The sequence below is a fragment of the Citrobacter sp. Cb023 genome, assembly GCF_030336805.1.
GTDB lineage: Bacteria > Pseudomonadota > Gammaproteobacteria > Enterobacterales > Enterobacteriaceae > Citrobacter > Citrobacter braakii.
The window spans coordinates 669,216-689,768 of the sequence record NZ_JAOWCV010000038.1; the positions used below are offsets into that span (position 1 = coordinate 669,216).

The 20,553-nt window shown below is 50.6% G+C and carries 19 protein-coding genes and 1 pseudogene; 11 read left to right on the forward strand and 9 right to left on the reverse strand.

The features are described from left to right. Window positions 1-17 precede the first annotated feature (17 nt). From tolR to cydA, 7 genes are all read right to left on the reverse strand, one after another. Window positions 18-446, reverse strand: a complete 429-nt coding sequence (tolR, locus tag OGW44_RS17040; RefSeq protein ID WP_003022978.1) for a colicin uptake protein TolR — start codon at window positions 444-446, stop codon at window positions 18-20. A gap of 3 nt (window positions 447-449) precedes the next feature. Then, entirely contained in the window at window positions 450-1,142 is a 693-nt protein-coding gene (gene tolQ / locus OGW44_RS17045) for a Tol-Pal system protein TolQ (protein ID WP_016152312.1), read from the reverse strand. Then, window positions 1,139-1,543 carry a tol-pal system-associated acyl-CoA thioesterase gene (gene ybgC / locus OGW44_RS17050; protein WP_003831439.1) on the reverse strand — a complete coding sequence of 135 codons (405 nt, stop codon included), beginning with the start codon at window positions 1,541-1,543 and terminating at the stop codon, window positions 1,139-1,141. The genes tolQ and ybgC overlap by 4 nt, the downstream gene beginning before the upstream one ends. Before the next feature lie 330 nt (window positions 1,544-1,873). After that, window positions 1,874-2,167 carry a cyd operon protein YbgE gene (gene ybgE / locus OGW44_RS17055; protein WP_016152311.1) on the reverse strand — a complete coding sequence of 98 codons (294 nt, stop codon included), beginning with the start codon at window positions 2,165-2,167 and terminating at the stop codon, window positions 1,874-1,876. Beyond that, window positions 2,167-2,280: a cytochrome bd-I oxidase subunit CydX gene (gene cydX / locus OGW44_RS17060; protein ID WP_003022970.1), complete on the reverse strand. Its 114-nt coding sequence runs from the start codon at window positions 2,278-2,280 to the stop codon at window positions 2,167-2,169. Before cydX ends, ybgE begins: the two co-directional genes overlap by 1 nt. A gap of 14 nt (window positions 2,281-2,294) precedes the next feature. Further along, entirely contained in the window at window positions 2,295-3,434 is a 1,140-nt protein-coding gene (cydB, locus tag OGW44_RS17065; protein WP_016152310.1) for a cytochrome d ubiquinol oxidase subunit II, read from the reverse strand. Between the two features lie 15 nt (window positions 3,435-3,449). Then, window positions 3,450-5,018, reverse strand: a complete 1,569-nt coding sequence (gene cydA / locus OGW44_RS17070) for a cytochrome ubiquinol oxidase subunit I (RefSeq protein ID WP_016152309.1) — start codon at window positions 5,016-5,018, stop codon at window positions 3,450-3,452. Window positions 5,019-6,236: 1,218 nt separating this feature from the next. Between cydA and glmS the strand changes: the two genes are divergently transcribed. The 10 genes and pseudogenes from glmS (at window position 6,237) to cobO (ending at window position 17,390) form a co-directional block, all read left to right on the forward strand. Continuing rightward, window positions 6,237-6,686, forward strand: a complete 450-nt coding sequence (gene glmS / locus OGW44_RS17075) for a methylaspartate mutase subunit S (protein WP_185654298.1) — start codon at window positions 6,237-6,239, stop codon at window positions 6,684-6,686. After that, on the forward strand, window positions 6,686-8,074 hold the full coding sequence (gene glmL, locus OGW44_RS17080) for a methylaspartate mutase accessory protein GlmL (RefSeq protein ID WP_016156015.1): 1,389 nt from the start codon (window positions 6,686-6,688) through the stop codon (window positions 8,072-8,074). Before glmS ends, glmL begins: the two co-directional genes overlap by 1 nt. An 18-nt stretch (window positions 8,075-8,092) precedes the next feature. Next, window positions 8,093-9,538: a methylaspartate mutase subunit E gene (locus OGW44_RS17085; protein WP_016152306.1), complete on the forward strand. Its 1,446-nt coding sequence runs from the start codon at window positions 8,093-8,095 to the stop codon at window positions 9,536-9,538. Next, window positions 9,538-10,779 carry a methylaspartate ammonia-lyase gene (locus OGW44_RS17090; protein WP_016152305.1) on the forward strand — a complete coding sequence of 414 codons (1,242 nt, stop codon included), beginning with the start codon at window positions 9,538-9,540 and terminating at the stop codon, window positions 10,777-10,779. Before OGW44_RS17085 ends, OGW44_RS17090 begins: the two co-directional genes overlap by 1 nt. 3 nt (window positions 10,780-10,782) lie before the next feature. Then, the gene (locus tag OGW44_RS17095) at window positions 10,783-12,153 is read left to right on the forward strand and encodes an acyclic terpene utilization AtuA family protein (RefSeq protein WP_016156013.1); all 1,371 of its coding nucleotides are present in this window, start codon (window positions 10,783-10,785) and stop codon (window positions 12,151-12,153) included. Beyond that, window positions 12,150-12,467, forward strand: coding sequence for a DUF4387 domain-containing protein (locus OGW44_RS17100; protein WP_016152303.1), 318 nt, complete (start codon window positions 12,150-12,152; stop codon window positions 12,465-12,467). Before OGW44_RS17095 ends, OGW44_RS17100 begins: the two co-directional genes overlap by 4 nt. Before the next feature lie 168 nt (window positions 12,468-12,635). Beyond that, a pseudogene (locus OGW44_RS17105) lies at window positions 12,636-13,917 on the forward strand (dicarboxylate/amino acid:cation symporter); the annotation flags it as partial. A 148-nt stretch (window positions 13,918-14,065) separates the two neighbouring features. Then, entirely contained in the window at window positions 14,066-15,067 is a 1,002-nt protein-coding gene (glsA, locus tag OGW44_RS17110; protein ID WP_047359470.1) for a glutaminase A, read from the forward strand. Between the two features lie 58 nt (window positions 15,068-15,125). After that, complete coding sequence (locus OGW44_RS17115; protein WP_016152300.1) at window positions 15,126-16,778, forward strand: class I fumarate hydratase; 1,653 nt, start codon at window positions 15,126-15,128, stop codon at window positions 16,776-16,778. Window positions 16,779-16,787: 9 nt separating this feature from the next. Continuing rightward, on the forward strand, window positions 16,788-17,390 hold the full coding sequence (gene cobO, locus OGW44_RS17120; RefSeq protein WP_016156012.1) for a cob(I)yrinic acid a,c-diamide adenosyltransferase: 603 nt from the start codon (window positions 16,788-16,790) through the stop codon (window positions 17,388-17,390). An 82-nt stretch (window positions 17,391-17,472) separates the two neighbouring features. Here cobO and OGW44_RS17125 read toward each other — a convergent pair whose 3' ends face one another. After that, the gene (locus OGW44_RS17125) at window positions 17,473-18,375 is read right to left on the reverse strand and encodes a LysR substrate-binding domain-containing protein (RefSeq protein WP_016152298.1); all 903 of its coding nucleotides are present in this window, start codon (window positions 18,373-18,375) and stop codon (window positions 17,473-17,475) included. 405 nt (window positions 18,376-18,780) lie between these two features. On the opposite strand from OGW44_RS17125, the gene cobA reads away from it, so the two are divergent. Then, on the forward strand, window positions 18,781-19,569 hold the full coding sequence (cobA, locus tag OGW44_RS17130; protein ID WP_185654297.1) for a uroporphyrinogen-III C-methyltransferase: 789 nt from the start codon (window positions 18,781-18,783) through the stop codon (window positions 19,567-19,569). Here the strand turns inward: cobA and OGW44_RS17135 are convergent. Beyond that, a complete protein-coding gene (locus OGW44_RS17135) occupies window positions 19,548-20,441 on the reverse strand; it encodes a PocR ligand-binding domain-containing protein (protein WP_185654296.1) in 894 nt (297 codons plus the stop codon). The genes cobA and OGW44_RS17135 overlap by 22 nt on opposite strands. Between the last annotated feature and the right edge of the window lie 112 nt (window positions 20,442-20,553).

Genomic DNA, 20,553 nt, shown 5'->3' on the forward strand with positions numbered 1-20,553 from the left:
CCAGCAAAACGCAGTCATCAGATTGGCTGCGTCATCAAGCCAACCGATTTTACGCCTGCACTGTGTAACAAGTTCAGCGCTTTAATTATTTCATCATAAGGCACGTCTTTCGCACCACCGATTAAAAAGACCGTTTTCGGATTGGTCTGCAGGCGACTTTTCGCTTCCGCGATAACCTGCTCCGGCGGCAGTTGATCCATACGATCTTTCTCAACGACCACGCTGTATTGCCCTATCCCGGAAACTTCAATAATGACCGGCGGTTCGTCGTTACTGCTGACAGCTTGCGATTCGGTCGCATCCGGCAGGTCGACTTCCACACTCTGCGTAATAATCGGCGCAGTTGCCATAAAGATCAGCAACAGCACCAGTAGTACGTCGAGCAACGGTACAATATTGATTTCGGACTTGAGTTCGCGACGACCTCGTCCACGCGTTCTGGCCATGGCTTACCCCTTGTTGCTCTCGCTAACGGTAAACGCCTGGCGGTGCAGAATCGCGGTGAACTCTTCCATAAAGTTGTCGTAATTCAGTTCCAGCTTGTTCACGCGCTGATTCAGTCGGTTGTAAGCCATAACCGCCGGGATTGCCGCAAACAGACCGATAGCCGTTGCAATCAACGCTTCCGCGATACCCGGTGCGACCATTTGCAGCGTTGCCTGTTTTACCGCGCCTAACGCGATAAATGCGTGCATGATCCCCCAAACGGTACCGAACAGACCGATATACGGGCTGATGGAGCCGACGGTGCCGAGGAATGGAATATGCGTTTCCAGCGTTTCCAGTTCACGGTTCATCGAGATACGCATCGCACGGGATGCCCCCTCAACGACCGCTTCCGGCGCATGACTATTCGCTCGATGCAGACGCGCAAACTCTTTGAATCCGCTGTAGAAAATTTGTTCCGAGCCCACTAGGTTATCACGACGCCCCTGGCTTTCCTGATACAGGCGCGACAATTCAATGCCGGACCAGAACTTGTCTTCAAATGCTTCGGCTTCACGTGAAGCCGCATTAAGAATACGGGTCCGCTGGATAATAATGGCCCAGGATGCGATTGAGAAACCAATCAAAATCAACATGATAAGTTTAACCAGAAGGCTTGCCTTCAGGAACAAATCAAGGATATTCATGTCAGTCACTGCTTAAACTCCGCGACAATAGACTTGGGAAGCGCACGAGGCTTCATTTTGAGTGGATCAACGCAAACAATCAGAACTTCGGCTTCATTCAGCACGGTGTTCTCTGCGTTGACAATGCGTTGCGTGAAAACCAATGAGGTGCCACGCATTGACGTAATTTCGGTTTGGACTTCGAGCATATCGTCGAGCCGGGCAGGCGCAAAATACTCCAGCGTCATCTTGCGCACCACAAAGGCTACACGTTCGGCCAACAGGACCTGCTGACTGAAGTGATGATGACGCAGCATTTCTGTGCGTGCTCTTTCGTAAAAAGCGACGTAGCTGGCGTGGTAAACCACTCCACCGGCATCGGTGTCTTCATAGTAGACACGAACCGGCCATCGAAACATATACTTGTTCATTCTTACTGCCTCTTTGTTGGCTTCGCCCACTCACACCGGTCGCTTAACTTTGTAAGCGCCTGGTGACTCGCGTTCTTGCCGCCGCGATGCTTCAAGAATGTCGTTGTATATCGCGCTGTATTCACTTTACATCCCGGTAATGCAATTAAGTTGCGTCCTGATGGTCCAGTGTCGCCACCGCACACAACTCCAGGGCACAACCTTAGGTTAATGCTTTCAAACTTCGCTACTATACGCGCGGGAATGGTGGTTTGGAATGGGGGAAAGTAAACGGAGAGTAAAAATTTATGGGCTTATGCAAGCCCATAAATATTTAAGGATGTTTCTTATTCAAAAGAAGAAGAAAATCAGACCAACAACCAGGACGATATCCGCGATTAGCGGGCAGAAAATGCCCTGCCAGTGTACGGCGCGAGGACGAAAACCAACGCCGTGAATGATGCCTGCGCAGACCGCCCACATCAGCAGGAGACCATGCCAGATTTCCAGCTCACTGGTTTTGGCCGCGAAACGTGACGGATCCCAGAATATGCAGCCAGCCAACACGATTGCCAGCACAAAGGAAAGCGCCCGCAAGGGGCGCTTGTCCATCGCGTTATACTGCATCGCGATAATGTTGGTCATCAGCTATCTTCTTGTCCGGCTTTGCCTGATTCAACGTGCTCAAGCGCCAGCGCTGTGATTATCCCAAATGCACAGGCAAGAAGCGTTCCCAAAATCCATGCGAAATACCACATTTTAAGCTCCTTACTTAGTACAGAGAGTGGGTGTTGCTTTCAATATCTTCTTTGGTGATGCGACCGAACATCTTCCAGTAACACCAGCCGGTGTACAGCAGAATGATCGGAACGAACACACAAGCTACATACGTCATCAGATTCAGCGTCAGCTGGCTGGACGTTGCATCCCACATGGTCAGACTTGCGTTCATCATGGTGCTGGATGGCATCACAAACGGGAACATTGCGATACCAGCCGTCAGGATGATGCAGGCTAACGTCAGTGAAGAGAAGACGAACGCCCATGCCCCTTTCTCCATACGAGAAGTCAGGATGGTCAACAGCGGCAGAACCACGCCCAGTGCAGGAACCAGCCACAGGATAGGTGCATTGTTAAAGTTCACCATCCATGCGCCAGCCACGCGAGCCACTTCTTTGGTCAGCGGGTTAGAGGCGGCATGATGATCCAGTGCTGAGGTCACAACATAACCGTCAATACCGTAAATCACCCACACACCAGCCAGCGCGAAGCAGACCATAGTGACCAGTGCCGCAACCTGCGACGTTGCACGCGCACGCAGATGCAGTTCACCTACCGTACGCATCTGCAGATAGGTCGCGCCCTGGGTGATGATCATCCCAACACTCACGACACCCGCCAGCAGACCAAACGGATTCAGCAACTGGAAGAAATTACCGGTATAGTACAAACGCATGTAGTCGTCTACGTGGAACGGAACCCCTTGCAGCAGGTTGCCGAACGCCACGCCAATAACCAGCGGTGGAACGAAGCTACCAATGAAGATGCCCCAGTCCCACATGTTGCGCCAGCGCATGTCTTCAATCTTGGAGCGGTAATCAAAACCGACCGGACGGAAGAACAAAGACGCCAGTACCAGGATCATCGCCACATAGAAACCGGAGAACGCAGCGGCATACACCATCGGCCAGGCAGCGAACAGTGCGCCACCCGCGGTGATGAGCCAAACCTGGTTACCGTCCCAGTGCGGGGCGATGGAGTTAATCATAATTCGACGCTCGGTATCATTACGACCGAGGAAACGGGTGAGCATGCCCACCCCCATGTCGAAGCCATCAGTGACCGCGAAACCAATCAGCAGAATGCCAACCAGCAGCCACCAGATAAAACGCAATACTTCATAATCGATCATTTGACGACTCCTGTCTTAGCGTGCCGGCTGAGAAGTCACAGTGGACTGCTCGTAGTGATAACGACCGGTTTTCAGGCTACTCGGCCCAAGGCGTGCGAACTTGAACATCAGATACAGTTCAGCCACCAGGAACAGGGTATACAGGCCGCAAATCAACAGCATCGAGAAGATGAGGTCGCCAGCGGTCAGCGAAGAGTTCGCTACGGCTGTTGGTAACACTTCACCAATCGCCCACGGTTGGCGGCCGTACTCTGCAACAAACCAACCGGATTCAATGGCAATCCACGGCAGAGGAATCGCATACAGCGCGGTGCGCAACAGCCATTTTTTCTCACCGATACGGTTACGAATCACGGTCCAGAAGGACACTGCGATGATTGCCAGCATCAGAATGCCGCACGCCACCATAATACGGAAAGCGAAGTACAGCGGCGCAACGCGAGGAATAGAATCTTTCGTTGCCTGCTGAATTTGCGCTTCGGTCGCGTCGGTGACGTTATCCGTATAGCGTTTCAGCAGCAGACCATAACCCAGGTCTTTCTTCATGCTGTTGAACTGGTCGCGAACGGCCTGATCGGTAGTTCCTGCACGCAGTTCTTCCAGCAGTTGATACGCTTTCATCCCGTTACGGATGCGCTCTTCGTGCTGCACCATCAGGTCTTTCAGACCAATGACCGGTGTATCAACAGAGCGGGTGGCAATGATGCCCAGCGCATAAGGAATTTGAATCGCAAAATGGTTTTCCTGCGCATCCTGGTCCGGAATACCGAACAGGGTAAAGGAAGCCGGTGCAGGCTGCGTTTCCCATTCCGCTTCAATAGCAGCGAGTTTGGTTTTCTGCACGTCGCCCATTTCGTAACCGGATTCATCACCCAGAACGATAACAGACAGAATAGCAGCCATACCAAAGCTGGCGGCGATTGCAAAAGAACGTTTAGCAAACGCGAAGTCACGACCGCGCAGCATATAGTAGGAGCTGATCCCCAGAACGAACATCGCGCCACAAACATAACCAGATGCCACAGTGTGAACAAATTTCACCTGTGCTACCGGGTTGAGCACGAGTTCAGAGAAGCTCAGCATCTCCATGCGCATGGTTTCAAAGTTGAAATCCGCGGCGATTGGGTTTTGCATCCAGCCGTTCGCAACCAGAATCCACAATGCGGACAGGTTAGAACCCAGGGCCACCAGCCAGGTGACGCACATATGCTGGACTTTACCCAAACGGTCCCAGCCGAAGAAGAACAGACCTACAAAGGTGGATTCGAGGAAGAAGGCCATCAAACCTTCGATCGCCAGCGGCGCACCGAAAATATCCCCTACATAGTGGGAGTAGTAAGACCAGTTAGTCCCGAACTGGAACTCCATGGTCAGACCGGTTGCCACACCCAGAGCGAAGTTGATACCAAACAACTTGCCCCAGAACTTGGTCATATCTTTATAAATCTGTTTGCCGGAAAGGACGTAGACCGTTTCCATGATGGCCAGCAAGAACGCCATACCTAGCGTCAGTGGCACAAACAGGAAGTGGTACATCGCGGTCAAGGCAAACTGTAAGCGCGACAGTTCGACTATATCTAACATCATGACTCCTTGCTCATCGCATGAAGACTCCGAGAGTGAACCCCGTTAGAAAGGGTCACACGCATGCCCCAATACAAATTTATCTGCTTCCCTCCGCCGCTGCTCTTTCTTCTCATTTGAAGAAAGGACAATGATGAAAGGTTACAAACATGTTAATAAAACACTCAAATTGATCCCGCAATTATATTACGCCGTAAAATCCTTACAATAAACAGGTTTTTATCGAGGTAAATTTGCATTTTTCGATAGTGATCAATTTATAGCTAATTTATCACTTTCAGACCAATTTGATCTGCAGCAATTTAACCTCTTTTGAGGCTGTTTACCAAGTTTTAAACATTGATTTAAATCAATTTTCAAATTTAATGTTAATAGTGTTTAACAGTCAGGCGACTAGTGAACGCCATGTTAACGGTATGTTTTTCAATGAGTAATTGCCGTTACTACAAATGATAGGATATTTATTTAAATCTACACGATCTTTTAACCCGCCCGACTGACAAAATTGCCAGCAGATAAAGAGTCACTATTGCCGGGTAGCTCACAGTTTTTTGTTTAGCAAGTCATGGAATTGTTATTTCATACAAATTATTCATTTAAATTTTACTTATAATTAACACCAAGATGTAACTATCTCAAATGGAAGCGAAAGCGTCCCTCATTGACAGACGCATTGGGTTTGACGTTCCTCAGCACAGCGCAGGCGTTTCGCTTAAAGCATCACTGAAAGTTATCACTCACTTCTCTTTTTCTCTTATGTGGCAACGTTTAAATATGCCACAAACAATTCATTATCATTTTTATCTTAAATTTAACAAAATATAATTATGTCATATAAGATTAAACAATAAAAAACCGTTATCCCGTTCACAAGTTATTTAGTAAAGATAATTTTTTAAATTATTAAAAATGACGCATAAATGAGGCGCACAACAAAATAAGATTTCGATCACAAACATGGCAAGTCATTTATTCGTCATTTTCCTGGTAAATTAAAAAAAGCCGCAAAAACAAAACCCAACAACCTGATAAACAAGGGTTTTTACAAATAAAAAATATAACAATCATTTTGCGCAGGATATTTTGAAAATAGATCAATTGCTTCCTTTTCCGCTTACACAGAAACTCCGACCCTATTAAGAGGTTGTCACAAGCCATGTTCTAAATATTAGAAAATAATTTTCACTTATTGACCATCAGCCCTACAGAGGATTACCCATGAAGAAATCTACACTTGTTATTGGCGTCATCGGTGCTGACTGCCATGCAGTAGGTAATAAAGTTCTGGATCGCATTTTTACTGCTCATGATTTTCACGTAATCAACCTCGGGGTGATGGTGAGCCAGGATGAATATATTGATGCCGCGATTGAAACAGGCGCCGATGCCATCGTGGTGTCCTCTATCTACGGTCATGGCGACATTGACTGCCTCGGGTTACGTGAGCGCTGCATCGAACGCGGCCTCGGCGACATTCTGCTGTACGTCGGTGGCAACCTGGTTGTCGGTAAACATGACTTCGGCGATGTGGAAGTGAAGTTTAAGGAGATGGGTTTTAACCGCGTCTTCGCACCGAGCCACGACCTGGAAGATGTCTGCGCGCTTATCACCAATGATATTCGCCAACACAATGGCCTCGAGCAGCGTTGCCTGGAAGAGGCTATCTGATGCAAACAGTTTCTGTCGATATCGGCTCGACATGGACCAAGGCTGCCCTCTTCGCCCATGAAGGCGAGGAATTAACCCTGGTAAACCATGTCCTGACCCCAACCACCACACATCATCTGGCAGACGGTTTTTTTGCCAGCCTGAATCAGGTGCTGAACGTTGCCGATGCTCGCCCGTTACTGAAAAGTGGTGAAGTGCAGTTGAAATACTCCTCGTCGGCCAAGGGTGGACTCGCCGTTGCAGCAATGGGGCTGGTGCCTTCCATTACGCTGGAATCAGCAAAAGTTACCGCCCATTCGGCAGGAGCGAAAATCGCGCAATATTATTCGTACAAACTGAACCGGCATGACATCCAGGAGCTGGAATCATCACCGCCAGACATTCTGTTGTTTACCGGTGGTACAGACGGTGGCGAAGAAAGCTACGGCCTGGCGAATGCGCATGCGCTGGCAGGCTCAACGCTTGATTGCGCCATTATCTACGCTGGAAATCGGGACATTCAGGACGAAATACAAACGATTCTGGGACATAAAGATCTGACCACGGTAGACAACATTCTGCCTGACCTCGATCACCCGAATCCGTTTGCCGCGCGCCAGGCGATTTGCGATGTGTTCTTGTCACGCATTGTCAAAGGTAAAGGTCTGGACGTCATCGTCGGCGAAACCGGCGAAGAGCCAATGCCGACGCCATGGACGGTATATGAGTTAGTCAAAGCCATTAGCGATTACGACAGCGCATGGAAGGAATTCATGCTGATTGATATGGGCGGAGCCACCACGGATGTCTATTCGGCCAGCGCGAATACCCTCTCCCCCGATACCGTCCTGCATGGTGTTCCTGAACCGTTCGTCAAACGTACCGTTGAAGGCGACCTGGGAATGCGCGTTTCCGCCGTCGTGGTGGGAGAAAGCACGCAGGATATGGTGAAAGTCATCTTCGCCCAACAACCGCAGCGCGAGGAAGCATTTTACCGCTACCTGCGTCATCTGGTTGGGCAACCGGATTACCTGCCGCTCAGCGAGGAGGAGAAATATTTCGACACCCTGCTGGCAGGTTTGTGCGTGGGCTATGCCGCTGAGCGCCACGCGGGCACTAAAAAGCAGGTTTGCACCTGCGTGGGTAACGTGGATTTACAGATGGGTCGCGATCTCACCACCGTACGCAAAGTCGTCGGTTCAGGGGGATGGCTCTCTCGCGCCAGCCAGTTCGATATCCATAACTGGCTCAAATACCGGGAGCTGGACGACCAGGGTAAAAGAATTTTGTTACCGAATCAGTTTGAGTATTACCGCGATTCAAATGGCCTGCTCCCGCTACTGGCAAACGTCGCCAGGCTGTACCCGCAAGCCGCTGCTCGCACCAGCATTCAGTGTTTAACCCTATAAAACTTAAGGCAGCTACGAATGGAACTTCGAAATAAAAAATTGACCCATGACGAATTCATGACCGAAAGGCATCAGGTATTACAAACCTGGGAAACCGGCAAAGACGTTGAGAACTTCGAAGATGGCGTGAAGTACCAGCAATCAATTCCGGATAAAAAGCGCTTCTCCCTTGCTCTGCTGAAGGCCGATCAGGAAGGGAAAACCCTGAGCCAGCCGCGCGCAGGCGTAGCATTAATGGATGAGCATATTGCGCTGCTCAAAACATTGCAGGAAGAGTGCGACCTCCTGCCGAGTACGATCGATGCCTATACCCGTCTGAACCGCTATGAAGAAGCCGCTGTCGGGATCCAGAAATCTATCGAAGCAGGTACTTCCAAGCTGAATGGTTTACCGGTCGTCAATCACGGGGTTGCTGCCTGCCGTCGTATGACTGAAGCGCTGGAAAAACCGATCCAGGTTCGTCACGGCACGCCGGATGCGCGCCTGCTGGCAGAAATCGCCATGGCCAGTGGCTTTACCAGCTACGAAGGCGGCGGCATCTCCTACAACATTCCTTACGCTAAACGTGTCACTCTGGAAAAATCCATCCGCGACTGGCAGTACTGTGACCGCCTGATGGGCCTGTACGAAGAGAACGGTATTCGTATCAACCGTGAACCATTTGGCCCACTGACCGGCACCCTGATCCCGCCGTTTATGTCCCACTCGGTGGCGATTATCGAAGGTCTTTTGGCTCTGGAACAAGGCGTGAAGTCAATTACCGTTGGCTACGGCCAGGTCGGTAGCCTAACGCAGGATATTGCAGCGATTCAGGCGCTGCGCGAACTTTCCCACGAATATTTCCATAACCACGGCTTCGACGATTACGAACTGAGTACCGTTTTCCACCAGTGGATGGGCGGATTCCCGGAAGATGAAGCAAAAGCCTTCTCCGTTATCGCCTGGGGCGCAGCGGTTGCCGGTATGTCAGGTGCCACCAAAGTGATCACCAAAAGCCCGCACGAAGCGTTCGGTATCCCAACGGCGGCAGCGAACGCCCAGGGTCTGAAAGCTTCGCGCCAGATGCTCAACATGGTCAGCGACCAGAAATTCCCGCAGTGCGCTGCCGTGGAGCAGGAAGTTGATCTGATTAAGAGCGAAGTCCGCGCGGTGCTGAAGAAAGTCTTCGAACTGGGCAATGGCGACATTGCGCGCGGTACGGTGCTGGCCTTTGAAGCAGGCGTACTGGATGTACCTTTCGCGCCTGCCGCCTGTAACGCCGGTAAGATCCTGCCTGTTCGCGATAACACAGGCGCCATCCGTATTCTCGAAGCTGGCTCCGTTCCGCTGCCGAAAGACATTCTCGCCCTGCACCACGACTACGTCGCAGAGCGCGCGCATTTCGAAGGCCGCAAGCCTTCTTTCCAGATGGTCATTGATGACATCAACGCCGTATCCCACAGTAAATTAATAGGAAGACCATAATGAAAATTAAACAGGCCCTTTTCACAGCTGGCTACTCCTCATTTTATTTTGACGATCAGCAGGCCATCAAAAACGGCGCCGGTCATGACGGGTTTATCTATACCGGCGCTCCGGTAACGCCTGGATTTACGTCTGTTCGTCAGGCGGGTGAATGCGTATCCGTACAGCTGATTCTGGAAAACGGCGCAGTAGCAGTGGGCGATTGTGCAGCGGTGCAATATTCAGGTGCAGGTGGACGCGATCCGCTGTTCCTGGCTGAAAACTTCATTCCGTTCCTTAACGATCACATCAAACCGCTGCTGGAAGGCCGCGACGTTGATTCGTTCCTGACCAACGCCCGTTTCTTTGACGAACTGCGTATTGACGGCCATCTGCTGCATACCGCCGTACGTTATGGTCTGTCTCAGGCGCTGCTCGACGCGGCGGCACTGGCTACCGGTCGTCTGAAAGCAGAAGTGGTTTGTGATGAATGGCAACTGCCGTGCGTCCCGGAAGCCATTCCATTATTTGGCCAGAGCGGCGACGACCGTTATATCGCCGTCGACAAGATGATCCTCAAAGGTGTGGACGTCCTGCCGCATGCGCTGATCAATAACGTAGAAGAGAAGCTGGGCTTCAAAGGCGAAAAACTGCGTGAGTACGTCCGCTGGTTATCAAACCGCATCCTGAGCCTGCGCACCAACGAAACCTATCACCCGACGCTGCATATTGATGTCTACGGCACCATCGGTCTGATCTTCGATATGGATCCGGTGCGTTGCGCCGAATACATCGCCAGCCTGGAAGCCGAAGCTCAAGGCCTGCCGCTGTACATTGAAGGCCCGGTAGATGCCGGTAACAAGCCGGATCAGATCCGCATGCTCACCGAGATCACTCAGGAGCTTACCCGTCTGGGCTCCGGCGTGAAAATTGTTGCGGATGAATGGTGTAACACCTATCAGGATATCGTGGACTTCACCGACGCGGGCAGTTGCCACATGGTGCAGATCAAGACCCCGGATCTGGGCGGTATTCACAACATCGTCGATGCGGTGCTGTATTGCAACAAACACGGAATGGAAGCCTATCAGGGCGGTACCTGTAACGAAACGGAAATCAGTGCGCGTACCTGCGTACACGTCGCGCTGGCTGCGCGTCCAATGCGCATGCTGATCAAGCCGGGTATGGGTTTCGATGAAGGTCTCAACATCGTGTTTAACGAAATGAACCGCACCATCGCGCTGTTGCAAACTAAGGATTAAGAGATGGCACGCACATTTAAGATCTTATCGCCTACGGCTATCCTGGGTTATGGCTTCCCGGAAGAAAGTTTTCGTAAAGCCATGGAAGAGTCACCGGATCTTATTGCTGTTGACGCAGGTTCCTCCGATCCAGGCCCCCACTATCTGGGGGCGGGTAAACCCTTTACCGACCGGGCCGGTGTGAAACGCGATCTGCGCTATATGATCGTGGCAGGCGTGAAGAACAACATCCCGGTAGTGATCGGCACGGCCGGTGGTTCTGGCGCAGCTCCGCATCTGGAGTGGTGTCGCCAGATAATCCATGAGATCGCACAGGAAGAAAAACTGTCCTTCTCAATGGCGTTAATCCCGTCTGATGTCGACAAAGAAATCGTTCATCAGGCGCTGGATAACGGCAAAATCACCGCGCTCGATTTTGTGCCTGAACTGACTCACGATGCAATTGAAGAGAGCACCTACATTGTCGCGCAGATGGGCGTCGAGCCTTTTCAGCGTGCGCTCGAAGCTGGCGCGCAGGTGGTTCTGGGCGGACGTGCCTACGATCCGGCCTGCTTCGCCGCGCTGCCAATAATGCAGGGCTTTGATGAAGGTCTGGCACTCCATTGCGGGAAGATCCTTGAGTGTGCTGCCATTGCCGCCACCCCTGGCTCCGGCTCAGATTGTGCGATGGGGATCATTGATGACAACGGCTTTACGCTGAAGGCGTTCAATCCCAAGCGTAAGTTCACTGAAACTTCCGCTGCGGCGCACACCCTGTATGAGAAGTCCGATCCGTACTTCCTGCCAGGACCAGGCGGCGTGCTGAACCTGAAAGCGTGCACCTTTACCCAGGTTAACGAGGGCGAAGTGTATGTCAGTGGTTCACGTCATGAAGAAACACCGTATGCGTTGAAACTGGAAGGCGCGCGTCAGGTTGGCTTCCGTTGCCTGACCATCGCCGGAACGCGCGACCCAATTATGATTGCCGGGATTGACACCATTCTCGAAGAGGTACAGGCAAGCGTGGCGCGTAACCTCTCACTGAATGACGACAGTATCCGCATGACGTTCCACCTGTATGGTAAGAACGGTGTGATGGGCAACCATGAACCGATGAAAACTGCCGGTCATGAGCTGGGGATTTTACTGGATGTCGTTGCGCCGACGCAGGATATCGCCAACAGCGTTTGCTCGCTGGTACGCTCTACCCTGCTGCACTACGGCTATGAAAATCGCATTGCGACTGCGGGCAACCTCGCCTTCCCGTTCTCGCCATCTGATATTCAAAGTGGACCGGTGTATGAGTTCTCGATCTATCACCTGATTGAAGCGAGCGATGCGCTGCGATTTGATTTCCACATTGAACAGGTGACGCCAGAAGGAGTTCAGGCATGAAACACTCAATTTGTTCACTGGCGCAGGTTATTCGCTCCAAAAACGCCGGACCGTACGAACTGGTTTTAGATATTTTATTTAAAACCAGGGAAGACTATCAGCGGGTAAAAGCCTGCGAGCAATTAACACCGCAGCTCATTGCCAGTTTATATAATGTTGAACCTGACTTCATTCACAATATCGTGTGGTTCGATCCGGCGAATGCCGTAAAAATCGTCATGCCGCGCGATATTATTTCCGGCAACGTCGGTGATAATGATGTTTATGGTGCTCAGCAACACGCTCCATTATTAAGTATTGAGTTCGACTTGTAACAAAAAACACAATAACAACCATTGGAGCACAGAATTCAGCGGTATCACAGTGCTTCGAATTATTCATGCGGTTGGTCACAACAGGCGTGCGTCTGAGCTGCTGTCCAGGCTCAGGCGCACGCCACCCTACACAATTCCAATTACCAGCCTTTATCCGATGGAGTACACATGAAGAAAATAAGTTTAACGAAGATGATCATATTAGGCCTGATACTCGGCATGATTGCCGGGGTGGCCATAAATAATATGGCCGCGGCTGAAACCGCAAAATCCTATGCAGCAGATATTTCTATTTTTACCACCATATTCTTACGCATGGTAAAAATGATTATCGCGCCATTGGTTATTTCAACTCTGGTTGTTGGTATTGCCAAAATGGGCGATGCCAAAACGCTGGGACGTATATTTTCGAAAACCTTCTTCCTGTTTATTTGCGCCTCTCTGGTGTCAATTGCACTGGGTCTGGTTATCGTTAACATCTTCCAGCCAGGCGCGGGGATCAACTTCGTGCCACATGACGTCGGGGCTGTTGCCGCCGTTAAGTCAGAGCCATTCACGCTGAAAGTGTTTATCTCGCACGCGGTACCGACCAGTATTGTCGATGCGATGGCGCGTAACGAAATTCTGCAGATCGTGGTGTTCTCAATTTTCCTCGGTTGCAGCCTGGCCGCGATTGGTGAAAAAGCCGAGCCTATCGTGAAGGTTCTGGATTCACTGGTACACGTGATGCTGAAGCTGACGGGCTACGTCATGCTGTTTGCACCATTGACCGTTTTTGCCGCTATTTCTGGTCTGATTGCCGAACGTGGTCTGGGTGTAATGGTCAGCGCCGGGATCTTCATGGGTGAATTCTATCTGACCCTGGGTATGCTGTGGGCAATCCTGATTGGCCTGTCAACCATGATAGTCGGGCCTTGCATCGCGCGTTTGACCAAATCAATCCTCGAGCCTGCACTGCTGGCCTTTACTACCTCCAGCTCAGAAGCCGCCTTCCCTGGCACCCTGGACAAGCTGGAAAAATTCGGCGTTTCTTCAAAAATCGCCAGCTTCGTTCTGCCTATCGGTTACTCCTTTAACCTGGTCGGCTCCATGGCGTACTGCTCATTTGCCACCGTCTTTATTGCTCAGGCGTGCAACATTGAGCTGAGCATGGGCGAGCAAATTACCATGCTGTTAATCCTGATGCTGACCTCTAAAGGGATGGCGGGCGTACCGCGTGCATCAATGGTGGTTATCGCCGCAACCCTGAACCAGTTCAACATTCCTGAAGCCGGTCTGATCCTGTTGATGGGCGTCGATCCGTTCCTCGATATGGGTCGTTCTGCTACCAACGTCATGAGTAACGCAATGGGTGCTGCCATTGTAGGTCGCTGGGAAGGTGAACACTTCGGCCAGGGTTGTCGTGGCACTGCACCAGTGAAGACCCCGGAACAAGAACGTCCGGTTACCGAAACAGAAGTCGCGTTGTCCTGATACGACGTTATTGCCGGATGACGCTTGCGCTTATCCGGCCTGCATAACGTTTAACTATCCGTTGGCCGGATAAGGCGGTAAGCCGCCATCCGGCACCATGATGAGCACACCAACAGGATTGCACCATGACTAAAACTCTTCTCGGCGTGAGTATTTTTTCCTTCAGCGTTTTGTTTAGCGCAACGACTCTCGCGCAAACCACGCCGGATTACGCAAAGCTTATCGACCAGGCACATCAAAAATATAAAAGTAACCACGATGGAAAAGTCGCCGACTACATCCCTGCCCTGGCGACCTACAGCCCGAATAACTTTGCCATCACCATTGCCACGGTGGACGGCAAGATCTACCAGGTTGGCGATGTTAACAAACCCTTCCCCATGGAATCCCTGAGCAAAGTCTTCACCATGGCGCTCGCCATGGAACAGCACGGCCCTCAGGTGGTGCTGGACAAACTCGGGGCCAATGCCACTGGCATGCCCTTCAACTCCGGTTTAGCGGTTGAGCTGACCAAAGGCGCGCCTGAGAACCCGCTGGTAAACGCCGGGGCGATGAGCACCGTTAGCCTGATTGAAGCCAAAGACAAAACCGATCGCTGGAACAAAATCCTCGACAACCTGAACGTCTGGGCCGACGCCACGCTTACGGTTAATGAGCCGGTATTTAAATCCGAGATGGAAACCAACCAGCACAATCAGGCGCTGGCGAAGCTGATGGAATCCTATAACAGCTTCTATGGCAATACCGACGAAGCCGTCGAAATTTATACCCGTCAGTGCTCGGTGGATATCACCGTTGAGCAACTGGCCAAAATGGGGGCGGTACTGGCGAACAAAGGCAAATCTCCATTCAACGGCAAGCAGTTGCTGAATGAAAAATATGTTCCGCAGGTGCTGGCAGAAATGGCGATTGCCGGACTATACGACGGCAGCGGTAAATGGCTCTACACCGTGGGCATCCCAGCAAAAAGCGGCGTCGGCGGCGGCATGGTCGCCGTTGTCCCGGGCAAATATGCAATTGCCGTCTATTCTCCGCCGCTGGATGAAGCCGGTAACAGCGTTCGCGCCCAGAAAACGATCGAATATGTCGCCGAAGCGACAAAAGCCAATGTCTTTTTAGCGCATTAAGCAATTACGGATGGCGTGAGCGCCATCCGACATATTAACTAAAAGGTGAGATGTAAACATGTCTAAACCATTTGTCTGGCAGGAACTCTTTGTTCAGAGTAAAGATAATACCGAATATGAATTACTGAGTAACCAGCACGTTGCGGTAACGGAGTTAGACGGAGAGGAAGTGATTAAGGTTGCGCCAGAAGCGCTAACCTTATTAGCCCAGCAGGCATTTTATGAGGCTTCATTTTTCCTGCGCGCCGGACATTTAAAACAGATAGCCAGCATTCTGCACGATCCGCAGGCCAGCAGTAACGATAAGTACGTCGCATTGCAACTGCTGCGCAATGCTGAGGTTTCGGCCAAAGGCGTCCTGCCCAACTGCCAGGATACCGGGACGGCAACCATTGTGGCCTGCAAAGGACAGCATGTCTGGACCGGCGGCGATGATGCAGAAGCATTAAGCAAAGGCGTGTACACCACCTTCACCGAAAACAACCTGCGTTACTCGCAAAATGCCCCGCTGGACATGTATACCGAGGTCAATACCCAGACTAACCTGCCGGCGCAAATCGACATCAGCGCCACGCCGGGTAACGAATACCGTTTCCTGTTTGTCAACAAAGGCGGCGGCTCTGCTAACAAAGCGGCGCTGTTCCAGGAAACCAAATCTATTCTGCAGCCGGAAAAGCTCACCGCGTTTCTGATCGAAAAAATGAAATCACTGGGTACAGCCGCCTGCCCGCCGTATCACATCGCTTTCGTCGTTGGAGGCTTGTCCGCCGACCAGACGCTGAAAGTTGCTAAACTGGCTTCAACTAAATATTACGATAACCTGCCCACCAGCGGGAACGAACTGGGTCAGGCATTCCGCGATACGGCGCTGGAAGCCGAGCTGCTTAACGCCAGCCGCGAGTTTGGCATCGGCGCGCAGTTTGGCGGCAAATACTTTGCCCACGATATCCGGGTGATCCGCCTGCCACGCCACGGCGGCTCCTGCCCTATCGCCATGGCTCTCTCCTGCTCAGCCGATCGCAACATTAAGGCCAAAATCAACAAACACGGAATCTGGCTGGAAAAACTCGAGCATAATCCGGGCAAATTTATTCCCGATTCACAGCGGGTAGAAAATGGCGCCCAGACCGTACAACTGGATCTGAATCGTCCGTTGCGCGAGATCCTGCAGGATCTCACCACTCTGCCAATTGGGACGCGTTTATCGTTAAACGGCCCGATTGTTGTGGCTCGCGATATCGCGCATGCCAAAATCAAAGAGCGCCTGGATAACGGCGAACCGATGCCAGATTACATGAAAAACCATATCGTCTATTACGCGGGCCCGGCTAAAACCCCCAGTAATCTGGCCTGCGGTTCGCTCGGTCCTACAACCGGCGGGCGCATGGACGGTTACGTCGATGCTTTCCAGGCCGCGGGCGGCAGTCTGATCATGTTGTCGAAAGGCAACCGCAGCGCGCAAGTCACGGATGCGTGTCGCAAACATGGTGGTTTTAACCTTGGCAGCATTGGCGGCGCCGCAGCCTTGTTGGCGCAGCAGTACGTGAAGAGCCTGCACTGCCTTGAATATCCCGAGCTCGGAATGGAAGCGGTGTGGATGATGGAAGTTAAAAATATGCCGGCCTTCGTATTAGTGGATGACAAAGGCAATAACTTCTTTAGCCAGTTTGAGCAGCAGCATCGCTGCGCAACCTGTCCGGCAGGACATTAAGGAGTCACCATGGAAGCGCGAGCCAATAATGACAGACACCGCCAGCGTCAGCAGAAACTGAAAGAACAGGTTGATACCCGCGTGGCGGCGGCAACGGAGAAGAAAGGGATCCTGATTGTCTTCACCGGCAACGGTAAAGGAAAATCCACCGCAGCCTTTGGTACGGCAACGCGCGCGGTTGGTCACGGAAAAACCGTTGGCATCGCGCAGTTTATTAAAGGCCAGTGGGATAATGGCGAGTACAACACGCTGCAACCGCTCGGTGTCGAATTTCATATTATGGGCACCGGATTTACCTGGGAAACCCAAAATCGGCAAGCGGATATCGAGGCGGCAACGGTAGTCTGGCAGGAAAGTAAGCGCATGCTGGCTGATCCGCAGTACGATCTGGTGGTGTTGGATGAGCTCACCTACATGCTGGCTTACCACTATCTGGACACCCAGGAGGTTATCAGCGCCATCGAAAATCGCCCTGCGGAGCAAAGCGTCATCGTTACCGGGCGCGGATGCCATGCGCTGTTACTGGAACTGGCCGATACGGTCAGTGAAATTCGCCCGGTCAAGCACGCGTTTGACCGCGGGATTCAGGCACAGATTGGAATCGACTGGTAGCCGTTCTTTTGCCGGATAACGATGCTAACGCGTCTTATCCGGCCTACCAATCGTTGTAGGCCTGATAAAGCGCAAACCACCGTCAGGTAGCCGACACCACGGACTTACTGAGCAACCAGTTACGAAATGTCTGTAAATGTGCAGACTCCGATTTCTCTTCACGCCACGTCATAATGAAACGGTTCCCGGTGCGCATCGGAACATCGCAAGGAATGACCATATCTCCATTGTCCAGATCGTGCTGAATGGCAAAACGAGGAAGCAGCGCAACCCCCAGATTAGAACGAACCGCCGCAATCAACATCGACAACAGATCAAATCTCGGGCCTTTATTTACCAGCGGACTGCTGACGTTGGACAGCGCAAACCATTCCTGCCAGCCTTTGATTCGCGTACTCTGGTGCAACAGCGGGTATTCGTTCAGCAGTTCGTGGACTGACAGTTTCCGTTCCGGTTCGGCCAGCAGACAGCGGCTGCAAACTGGCAGAATTTCCTCTTCAAACAGGTACTCAACCTCTGACCACGGTGAGTAGAAATCTTCGCGCATAATTGCCGCATCATACTCACGATTAAGAAAATCACCGATATTCGCCAGCGAATGGATGTTCACAATAATATCAGGATTGAGTTTGTTAAACTCGCGCAGGTTGGGGATCAACCAATGCGTACTGAACGTCGGATTTACCGCCAGCTCAATAACCTGTACGGTCGGTTGCCAGGTCATTATTGTGGTCGTATCGCGCTCGAGTTTATTTAACGTTTCTTTAACGATACTTAAATAGTGTTTGCCGGCCGCATTTAAAAAAATACGTTTTTTGGCATGATTAAATAGCGCGGTATTAAGAAAATCCTCCAGTGCATTCACCTGGCGGAAAACAGCACTTTGTGTTAACGCCAACTCTTCAGCTGCCCGGGTATAACTTTCGTGACGCGCAACCACTTCAAAAGTTACCAGCAACTCCGTCTTGGGTATTTTTCCTCTCATAACCTCTTCCATATGCAGCGTACAAAAATAGTTTAATTTATAAAAAATAATTCAAGGCACCCAGATAAGCACCGAGAGTTATATTTTATTTTCTCCATTGATGTCATTGATCCAATCCATGATTTGCTCACACTGATGGCGGATAAATATTAACCAATAATACTCAAGCACAACAATAAACACAATTTAAATAAGGTTAAACCTAAGTAAATAGTGCCAATAAGTTCTTAATAATTTTTCAAGTCTTCTTGTTTATTGCAGAAAAAACTTTGCGAGATTAATCAATATTATCCATGCGCTAATCCTGGATAATTTCACGTTATAACTTACGGGCAAACGACTGCTTTTAATCATTTATTGATGTCGTTTGTGCCATTTTTTGACAGACGTGATAAAGGACACATTGTGAAAACTTTCGGAAAGGTCTGGCTCGTTGGAGCAGGTCCTGGTGATATTTCATTACTGACCCTCAAAGCAATGATGTGCATTAAACAGGCCGACGTCATTATTTACGATCGGCTGGTCAATCCTAAAATTTTGGAATGGGCATTACCTGACTGCCTGCTTATCAATGTCGGCAAAAATCCAGGCTTCCATTGCGTTCCCCAGGATGAAATCAACGCACTGCTGGTCCAGTATGCCCAAACACACCACAACATTGTGCGCCTCAAAGGTGGCGATCCGTATGTATTTGGCCGTGGGGCTGAAGAAGTGGAGGATCTGGTTGAAATGGGCATCCCTTTTGAAGTTGTACCGGGTATTAGTTCTACGATTGGCGGCCTGACCTATGCCGGTATCCCGGTGACGCATCGCGATTTTGCCTCCGGTTTTCACGTGGTGACAGGCCACACGCGTGAAGGCAATCAGCAGCAGAACTGGCGTCAACTGGCGAAACTTAACGGCACGTTGGTCATCGTCATGGGTATCGCCAATCTGGCGTTTATCTGTGAAGAGCTGTTGATGGGCGGAAAATCAGCAGACACGCCCGCCGCGCTAATTATGTCTGCGACCCGGGAAAATCAACGCCGCCTGACCTGCACGCTCGGTTCATTATTGAGCAAGGCGCAGGAAGCTAATATTGTTCCACCGGCGTTGATTGTAATCGGAGATGTGGTGACCCTGAGCGATCGGCTCTCTTTTATACCTGAAGCCATCACGCTGCCAGACAATCTTTACTGCGAAAGTCTGGCGTGACGAAAAGACTGGGGCGACGTTTGATGCGCCGCCCGGAAAACGCGGCAAAAGTAACTGGTTTGCGCGTATTGCAGTTTCCTGGCAATACTGTCTATGGAATGATCCGGATCGTGTAATAACTCCCCTGCTTTTTGCATTTTCTTCTGACTCACCCAGGTTTTAAAATTAACACCCTGGCGTTTCTTGAAAAAACGGCTGAAATAGTTCGCGCTTAAGCACACATGAGCCGCGACAGATTCCAAAGACAATTCACCATACAAATTCTCGTCAATATAACGCAGCGCCGCCATAAGTTTTTTCTCGTGACGTGAAGGCTCAGTAAAATAATGATGAGCGTAACGGATTGCCGGAACTACAATCTTCTCAGAGATCAATTGTTCTTTCTCAAAATTATCAACAATAAAACTTAACAAATTTGCCGACGCCACCAGCACATTATTATCCACCACCGCAGACTGGCCCCACTCTGCTTTAATTTCGGGGTTATTAATCCATGAGTTTTTGTTATCAATAGCGATAGTTTTATATTCCTGATATTTTACCCGCACCTGCCCGCAGATAATAAAACCGTAAAGGTGTCCCTCATGAATTAATGGCATCGAGAACAGGCTTAGCCCTGCATGACAGGTGAGTATTCTGGGTTTAAGCTGTTTTAATGCCTCAAAAGCACAGTACTTGTCGCACTTTTGGCAACCTGCTCGATAGCGCTCATCCGCACGCATTAATGTGCAAAACGAATTAAAATTATGACATTTAGACAACGCTATACCGTTAATATCAACGACGACTGTGGCTAACCCAGTGGCTCGGGAGAAGAGTTCTGCGATAGAGAAAAAACGGTGTAAATAGTCATCCTGGATTTTCAGCGGCACGTTATCCTCCGGCATTAATAATATTAAGGCCGCTAATATGCAAAAATTAGCCTCAGGAAAGAATGATGCTCACCGCAAAAAATAATCTCATTTGTGCAGATGATTATGATCA

Coding starts and splice junctions, on each gene's coding strand:
- ybgC (WP_003831439.1), bottom strand. CDS start 1,543: ATGAACAAGTATATGTTTCGATGGCCGGTTCGTGTCTACTATGAAGAC.
- OGW44_RS17085 (WP_016152306.1), top strand. CDS start 8,093: ATGGAACTTCGAAATAAAAAATTGACCCATGACGAATTCATGACCGAA.
- glmL (WP_016156015.1), top strand. CDS start 6,686: ATGCAAACAGTTTCTGTCGATATCGGCTCGACATGGACCAAGGCTGCC.
- OGW44_RS17125 (WP_016152298.1), bottom strand. CDS start 18,375: ATGAGAGGAAAAATACCCAAGACGGAGTTGCTGGTAACTTTTGAAGTG.
- cobO (WP_016156012.1), top strand. CDS start 16,788: ATGGAAGCGCGAGCCAATAATGACAGACACCGCCAGCGTCAGCAGAAA.
- cydA (WP_016152309.1), bottom strand. CDS start 5,018: ATGTTAGATATAGTCGAACTGTCGCGCTTACAGTTTGCCTTGACCGCG.
- ybgE (WP_016152311.1), bottom strand. CDS start 2,167: ATGACCAACATTATCGCGATGCAGTATAACGCGATGGACAAGCGCCCC.
- OGW44_RS17115 (WP_016152300.1), top strand. CDS start 15,126: ATGTCTAAACCATTTGTCTGGCAGGAACTCTTTGTTCAGAGTAAAGAT.
- OGW44_RS17090 (WP_016152305.1), top strand. CDS start 9,538: ATGAAAATTAAACAGGCCCTTTTCACAGCTGGCTACTCCTCATTTTAT.
- glsA (WP_047359470.1), top strand. CDS start 14,066: ATGACTAAAACTCTTCTCGGCGTGAGTATTTTTTCCTTCAGCGTTTTG.
- cydB (WP_016152310.1), bottom strand. CDS start 3,434: ATGATCGATTATGAAGTATTGCGTTTTATCTGGTGGCTGCTGGTTGGC.
- tolR (WP_003022978.1), bottom strand. CDS start 446: ATGGCCAGAACGCGTGGACGAGGTCGTCGCGAACTCAAGTCCGAAATC.
- glmS (WP_185654298.1), top strand. CDS start 6,237: ATGAAGAAATCTACACTTGTTATTGGCGTCATCGGTGCTGACTGCCAT.
- OGW44_RS17095 (WP_016156013.1), top strand. CDS start 10,783: ATGGCACGCACATTTAAGATCTTATCGCCTACGGCTATCCTGGGTTAT.
- OGW44_RS17100 (WP_016152303.1), top strand. CDS start 12,150: ATGAAACACTCAATTTGTTCACTGGCGCAGGTTATTCGCTCCAAAAAC.
- cydX (WP_003022970.1), bottom strand. CDS start 2,280: ATGTGGTATTTCGCATGGATTTTGGGAACGCTTCTTGCCTGTGCATTT.